Below are 6,135 nucleotides of genomic sequence, written 5' to 3' on the forward strand. Positions count from 1 at the left end.
GGCAATCGCCGTAACCGCAGCAGGGACAGGTATGAAGATGCCCCCGGCGGTCGGGCACATCCCGGGCGTACCGCCGTTACCCCCACCGCCAGCCGCGGCGGCACCCGCAAAATCGACGCCCGTGTTCCCGGCGAGCGGCGGGAGCGTGGCCGCCGATTACGGCTTCAGCGGCGGCGTCTACCATGACTACGCTGAGATCGCGGTCGCGCCGGGCACGCCCGTGTCGAGCATCCTGGACGGTGTGGTGGCCGCCGTTGCGGAAGACAGCGTGACCGTGGCGAGCGGCGGCAAGGTGGAGATAACGTATTCCGGCATATCGCCCCTGGCCGCGGCCGGCGACCGCTTGCGGGCTGGGACGCCTGTCGGGATGGCGACGGCAGGCACGGTGCGGGTGCGGGGGATGCGGGGCGGTTTGCCTTTCGACGTTGTGGCGGCGTATTTCCCGGAAAAGTCGCCGTTCACCGCAGATGCGGCCCGCGTGGAGGCCGAAAGGAAAGCTTTCGCCACTAGACTCAAAGAGGCAGAAGCGGCTAGGCAGGGCCGCCAAGAACGCCCGGGCGTTCCTGAATCATCGCCGCTGAGAGGAAGCAATATGACGACGGCCGCGCACTCGTCCGCCAGCATGGACACTCTGTTTGAAAAGGCAGGGAAGAGATACGGTGTCGATCCGGACTTTCTCCGTGCCGTGGCGTGGGTTGAAAGCGGTTTCAACGCGAAAGCCGTGTCGCCGAAGGGGGCCATTGGAATTATGCAGCTGATGGCGGAAACGGCGAAATCTCACGGCGTCTCCGACCCCTTCGACCCGGCCCAGAACATCGACGGCGGCGCGCGGTACCTGCGGGAATTGCTCGACGCTTACGGTGGAGACGTCGAATTGGCCTTGGTAGCTTATAACGCCGGGCCCGGAGTGGTGGAGCGGTATAATGGAGTGCCGCCTTATCCTGAGACTCAAAACTACGTCGCCGCGGTCAAGCGGGCATACCATGTCTTCAAAGAAGCGGAAGCCGTTCCGGGCGGCCGGGGGACGGGGGGCGGCACCGGTGAACACTAAAGTTGTCGACGCCTTGCTCGCTTTCGCCGTCGAACGCAGCGCGTCCGACGTGCATATCGTCCACGGTGCCCCTCCGGCATACCGCGTGGACGGGGAGATCTACAGGCTGGACGAGCTGCCCGGGGGCGACAGGCTGGCTGTAGATCACCCCGGCCTGGACGGGCCGCTGGACACCGGGGACGTCGAGGCGGTGGCGCGGGCGATGCTGGCGGCCGTCGGCGTAAGCTATGACGAATTCCTAATGCGGAAGAACGCTGACTTCGCCTACCATATCGAATCCGGCGACCGCTTCCGCGTGAACGCCTATTTCAACAACGGCGCCCCGGCACTAGCGTGCCGCGTCTTGCCCGCCAGGATACCGTCGATGCAAGAGCTCTTCGGCATGCTACCGGGCGTCGTCGCGACTATTGAAAGATTCGCCAAGCTGCCTTACGGCATGGTCCTCGTCACCGGACCGACCGGCTCGGGCAAATCGACGACCCTGGCCTCTATGGTCGACTTTATCAACCGGCACTACCGCAAGCACATCGTGACCCTGGAGGACCCTATTGAATATACCTACCCCCACGGCAAGAGCATAGTCAACCAGCGGGAATTGGGCCGCGACGTCATATCGTTCGCGGACGGCTTGCGGGCGGCCCTGCGTGAAGACCCGGACGTAATACTGGTGGGCGAGATGCGCGACCTGGAGACCGTGGAGATAGCTCTCCACGCCGCCAAGACCGGCCACCTGGTGCTGTCGACCCTGCACACCGGGTCGGCCGCGGAGACGGTGGAGCGCGTCGTGAGCATGTTCCCGCCCGGCCAGCAAGCCATGGCCAGGCTCGACCTGGCCGACGCCCTCCAGGGCGTCATCTCCCAGCAATTGGTGCGCAAAAAGGCTGGCGGGCGCGTGCCGGCCATGGAGATCCTGGTCGTCACCCCGGCCGTGCGGAACCTCATCCGCGAGGGCAAGCCGCACCAGATACCCACAGCGATCCAGACTGGGCGCGACGAGGGGATGGTGTTGATGGACAAATCTCTCTCGGAGCTCATCCGGCGCGGGATGGTAAGCGAGGAAGACGCCAGGGAAAAAGTGGTGGATAAAAGACGGTTGGCGGAGTATACCAAAATCTGACGGTTCTCCAACCTCGAGGTTAAAAAAATACCAGGAAAGGGATGCTCAGTCATGCCGAATTTCGTTTTGACAACGGCCTTTTTGGCCGGAACAATCATCGGCAGTTTCTTAAACGTCGTCGCCCTGCGCTCGCTTTCCGGCGAATCCGTCCTCTGGCCGCCGTCCCGTTGCCCGGCGTGCGGGCACAGGTTGGCCGCGTTAGACCTGGTCCCCATTTTCAGCTACATCGCATTGCGGGGGCGGTGCAGCTATTGCCGGGGCCGCATCTCCCCGCAGTACCCCACCGTCGAGGCAGCGACGGGTGCGGTCTTCGCCGCCCTCTTCGCCCGCTACGGGCTGACGCTTGACTTCTTCCGGCTCGCGGTCTTCGCGGCGGCCCTGATAGTCGTGACGGTCACCGACCTCAAAGAGATGACCGTTCCCTACGCGCCCCTCGCCGGCGCGGCCGTTGCCGGGGTGGCCTTAAAGCTGGCCGACGGGCGCGGCGGCGAAATCCCCGGCGACATGGCCGCGGCTGCCGCCGTCTTCGCCGTTATGGCCTTTTTATCCTGGCGCGGCCTCATGGGCGGGGGCGACGCGCCCGTCGGGGCGTTGATCGCCCTGGCGTTGGGACCGGAGCAAACGCTCGCGGCCGTTTTTATCGCGGTGGTCATGGGCGGCCTCTACGGCGTTGCCCTTTTAGTCAAAGATAGTCAAAACATGAAAAAAGCAGTTCCCTTCGTGCCCTTCTTAGCCGCCGGGAGCGTCGCCGCGGCGGTGTGGCCGGGCATAGCGGGGCGGCTGTTCTGGTGGTGGGTTTAAACATGCGAAGGTTATCCTTACATTTACCGGATCTGCGGAAGCCAGCGGCCCGCGCAGCGGCTGTTTTGATCATAGGCGCGGCGGCGGCCGGGGCGACATTCGTCCAGGGGATGCACCGCCTGGACGCCGCCCGCGCGGCGTGCAACCAGGCGAAAGCGGTGATGGAGCAGAACGTGGCCGCGGCGGCTTCTCTGGCATCGCTCCGGTCGCAATTGGCCGCCGCACGGCAGCGATGGGATGAAGTAAAGACAAGCTACGCCGCGTCCGTCGACGGCGGCGCGTTTTTCGACCTCGTAGGCCGCCTCACCGCCGAGAACGGGGTGAAAGACATAAGCCTCACCAACGCCGGGGAAGACAACGGCTTCTACCGCGGCCACCTCCACGCCCGGTACTACGCTTTAAAGATCAAAGGGCCTTTCCCGGCCGTTTACAACGTGTTGAACGGCATAGAGACTTCTGGCACGCCAGCGGAGATAAAACCCGTGACCATTAAAGCGGCGGGCGACGTGGTGGACCTCGAGGCGACGGTTGTACTTTATTCGCTTAATCCCCCCGAATGGCAAAACCGGGTTGCTGGCGGCTCCGGTAGCTACGACCCCTTCTTCGACCCGGCCATGCTCGGGGCGGAAGAGGCGCAGCAGCAGCGACAACAGCAACGACAGGCCGGCCAGGGCCAGACTCCGGGCCAGGGTACGCTACCGCCGCAGGGCCAGCCTGTAGCGGCCGGCGGGACGGGCCAGACGCCGCTGGCAGGCGGGCAGGGGCAACCGTTGCTACCGGGCGGTTCTGGTCAGATACCGCGGCAGCCTTCTCCTCAGGACCAGCCGGGCGCGTTTCAGGGCGGCGGCGTAACGGCCGGGACGCCCGCAAGCTGAGGCTGGCGCGACCGGGTCACGAAAAGCCCCGGCACCCTCTTAAACGAGGAGCCGGGGCTTTCTCTACGTTGCTTTAAATAATTATGTTATTGCTGGACGGAAGGCGTCGGCGGCGCCGGACGAACCTTCCCCGAATAGCCGCCGAATTTGCCAATGCGGTTCAAATCCATCTGCTCCAGTCGGGAAAGGATTTTATTTTCGGCATCCTGGGTCATCTGGCTCTGGGCCACTTTCTGGTCCAGGGTTTGCTTTTCCTGGGCCACCAGCTTCTCTTTGAGCTGGTCGAGCGTCATGCCCTTTTCCTGCGCTATGTCCGCAAGGGTCTTGCCGCTCTTGAGTTCGTTAGCGAGGTCTGCCGGGCTCATGCCCAGGACGGAAGCGATTGACGCCGGGCCGCCGAAAGGCATCCTGCCGCCGGGTTTCCCGCCGAAGCGCGGTCCCAGGAAAAGGCCGGGGCCGTTCCAGTTACCATCCTCGATGTTCTTCTTGATTTGGTCCGCCCTTTCCTGGCTGATCACGCCCTGGGATACAGCCTGGTCTACGGTTTCAAGGGCCGACTGTGTGAACTACCCCTCCCTAACCCCTCCGGGTTAGGGAGGGGCTTCGGTAGGGTTTCCTGCTTCATCGTAACCCCAACGGGTCAGCTCCACAGGCGTAACGTCCCGTGGTTCCCACGGTAGGGAAGCATCATGCCGCTTCCAGAGCCAACGCCTTTTTCAGGATATTCCGGGCGGCGTTCACATCTCGGTCGAGTATTAGGCCGCAATAAGGGCAGCAATGAGTCCGCTCGGATAATTCTTTAGGCACATCCATTCCACACCCGCTGCATACCTGAGAAGTGCCGGAGGGGTTCACTTTGACCAGCTTAGTACCAGCCTCTGCCGCTTTGTACTCAAGCATAGCCATGAACTCTCCCCAGCCTGCATCAGAAATGCTCTTGGCTAGGTGATGATTTTTGACCATTCCTTTAATGTTTAGCTTCTCAACAGCAATCAGGCCGTAAGTTTCCACCAGCCTGCGGGATTGCTTGTGCAAAAAGTCCCTTCGTTGGTTACAAACTTTGGCGTGCAGCTTGGCCAGCTTTTGTCTGGCCTTTTTCCGGTTGCGGGAATCTTTCTTCTTGCGGGAAAGGTTGCGTTGGGTATGTTTGAGGCGTTTTTCCATTTTTCTCAGGTACTTGGGATTTTCAATGATACTCCCATCTGAAAGGGCCGCGAACTTTTCCAGACCAGCATCCAGACCTGCGGCAGGTCCGGTATGAGCCTGCGATTGGGCAAGCTCTATTTCTGCGGCAAAAATGGCCCACCATTTGCCGGCGGCATCTCGTTTGACGGTAACAGTCTTGATAGTGCCAGGTATTTCCCGGTGTAACCTTATCTTCACCAGGCCGATTTTTGATAATCTCAGCTTGCCGTCCTGGAAAGAAGCGCCTTTCCCTTCTCCAAACTGGGTGAAGGTGATAGATTTATAACGTCCTCTCCCTTTGAACCGGGGATAGCCCGGCGTTTTCCCGTTCTTGACCCGGCGAAAGAAAGCGGCAAAGGCCTTCTCGACCCTGAACAACACTTCCTGGGCTACTTGAGAGTGTATCTCCCGGAGACGCTCATCCGTCTTCTTGGCCTCTTTGAGCCATACCTGCTGCTCGATCCGGGTAACAGATCTCTTTTCCCGTTCCCAGGCTTCTTTTCGCTGGGCCAAGGCGGTGTTGTATATCCACCGGCAGGTTTCCAGCCAGCGCAACAATAGGGATTCCTGCTCCTTGTTAGGATAAAGCCGGAATTTATAGTTCCTGGTTTCCTTGAGACTGGACGTAGCGTTTGACATCCTCCAGCTTCACCTCTCCTACGGTAGCCAGGAAATAGCTGGGCGACCAGAAATGGCCGCCCCAAAGCTGCTTTTTCACTTCCGGAAACTTCCGGAATATCAGCCGCGCCGAAACAGATTTCAGGGAGTTGATGAATTTTGAAAGCTGTATTTGAGGTTGGGAGGCAAAGAGGATATGGATATGATCCCTGTCTGTCTCCTGTTCGATTATCTGAACGCCGAATTTTTCCGCTACGCTTAGGTTGACCTGCTTGAGAAAACCAGAAATTTCAGGTGTCAATACCTTACGCCTGTATTTGGTACACGCCACATAGTGGAACCGAAGGCTGTAAACGGCATGGCATCCTTTGTCCAATTGATACTTCATGACTTTATTTTACTATAAGAATCGAAATATGGCGAGATTATCTCCCTGCCTTTCATCCCCGCCCTTACGGGCGGGGACTTCCCGGCAGGGAAAGTTAAAA

Annotated in this window: 8 protein-coding genes; 4 read left to right on the plus strand and 4 right to left on the minus strand. The window is 60.4% G+C overall.

Annotated elements, in window-relative coordinates; genetic code table 11:
* Positions 1-76: 76 nt before the first annotated feature.
* Entirely contained in the window at positions 77-547 is a 471-nt protein-coding gene (locus FLZ89_RS15815) for a hypothetical protein (protein WP_172613645.1), read from the minus strand.
* 75 nt (positions 548-622) lie between these two features.
* Here FLZ89_RS15815 and FLZ89_RS14455 point away from each other — a divergent pair, with 75 nt between their 5' ends.
* Genes FLZ89_RS14455 through FLZ89_RS14470 form a run of 4 tightly spaced genes read left to right on the plus strand, consistent with a single transcriptional unit; the run spans position 623 to position 3,844 of the window.
* Positions 623-1,051: a lytic transglycosylase domain-containing protein gene (locus FLZ89_RS14455; protein WP_277997573.1), complete on the plus strand. Its 429-nt coding sequence runs from the start codon at positions 623-625 to the stop codon at positions 1,049-1,051.
* Positions 1,041-2,168, plus strand: coding sequence for a type IV pilus twitching motility protein PilT (locus FLZ89_RS14460; RefSeq protein ID WP_253256505.1), 1,128 nt, complete (start codon positions 1,041-1,043; stop codon positions 2,166-2,168). Before FLZ89_RS14455 ends, FLZ89_RS14460 begins: the two co-directional genes overlap by 11 nt.
* Positions 2,169-2,219: 51 nt before the next feature.
* A complete protein-coding gene (locus FLZ89_RS16325) occupies positions 2,220-2,969 on the plus strand; it encodes a prepilin peptidase (protein WP_141264492.1) in 750 nt (249 codons plus the stop codon).
* Positions 2,927-3,844: a hypothetical protein gene (locus FLZ89_RS14470; protein WP_172613647.1), complete on the plus strand. Its 918-nt coding sequence runs from the start codon at positions 2,927-2,929 to the stop codon at positions 3,842-3,844. The genes FLZ89_RS16325 and FLZ89_RS14470 overlap by 43 nt, the downstream gene beginning before the upstream one ends.
* 86 nt (positions 3,845-3,930) lie before the next feature.
* Here FLZ89_RS14470 and FLZ89_RS14475 read toward each other — a convergent pair whose 3' ends face one another.
* The 3 genes from FLZ89_RS14475 to tnpA form a co-directional block, all read right to left on the minus strand.
* Positions 3,931-4,362 (minus strand): hypothetical protein, encoded by a 432-nt coding sequence (locus FLZ89_RS14475; protein WP_141264490.1) that lies wholly within the window; start codon positions 4,360-4,362, stop codon positions 3,931-3,933.
* 169 nt (positions 4,363-4,531) lie between these two features.
* Positions 4,532-5,587, minus strand: coding sequence for an RNA-guided endonuclease InsQ/TnpB family protein (locus tag FLZ89_RS14480; RefSeq protein ID WP_253256499.1), 1,056 nt, complete (start codon positions 5,585-5,587; stop codon positions 4,532-4,534).
* A gap of 37 nt (positions 5,588-5,624) precedes the next feature.
* Positions 5,625-6,035 (minus strand): IS200/IS605 family transposase, encoded by a 411-nt coding sequence (tnpA, locus tag FLZ89_RS14485; protein ID WP_141264488.1) that lies wholly within the window; start codon positions 6,033-6,035, stop codon positions 5,625-5,627.
* Between the last annotated feature and the right edge of the window lie 100 nt (positions 6,036-6,135).

Origin of the sequence: Moorella sp. E306M, from assembly GCF_006538385.1 — a bacterium.
Lineage (GTDB): Bacteria > Bacillota > DSM-521 > Neomoorellales > Neomoorellaceae > Neomoorella.

What these genes read in the sequence shown, in the direction of transcription:
- FLZ89_RS14455 (WP_277997573.1), top strand. Translation starts at nt 623, where the DNA reads ATGGACACTCTGTTTGAAAAGGCAGGGAAGAGATACGGTGTCGATCCG.
- FLZ89_RS16325 (WP_141264492.1), top strand. Translation starts at nt 2,220, where the DNA reads ATGCCGAATTTCGTTTTGACAACGGCCTTTTTGGCCGGAACAATCATC.
- tnpA (WP_141264488.1), bottom strand. Translation starts at nt 6,035, where the DNA reads ATGAAGTATCAATTGGACAAAGGATGCCATGCCGTTTACAGCCTTCGG.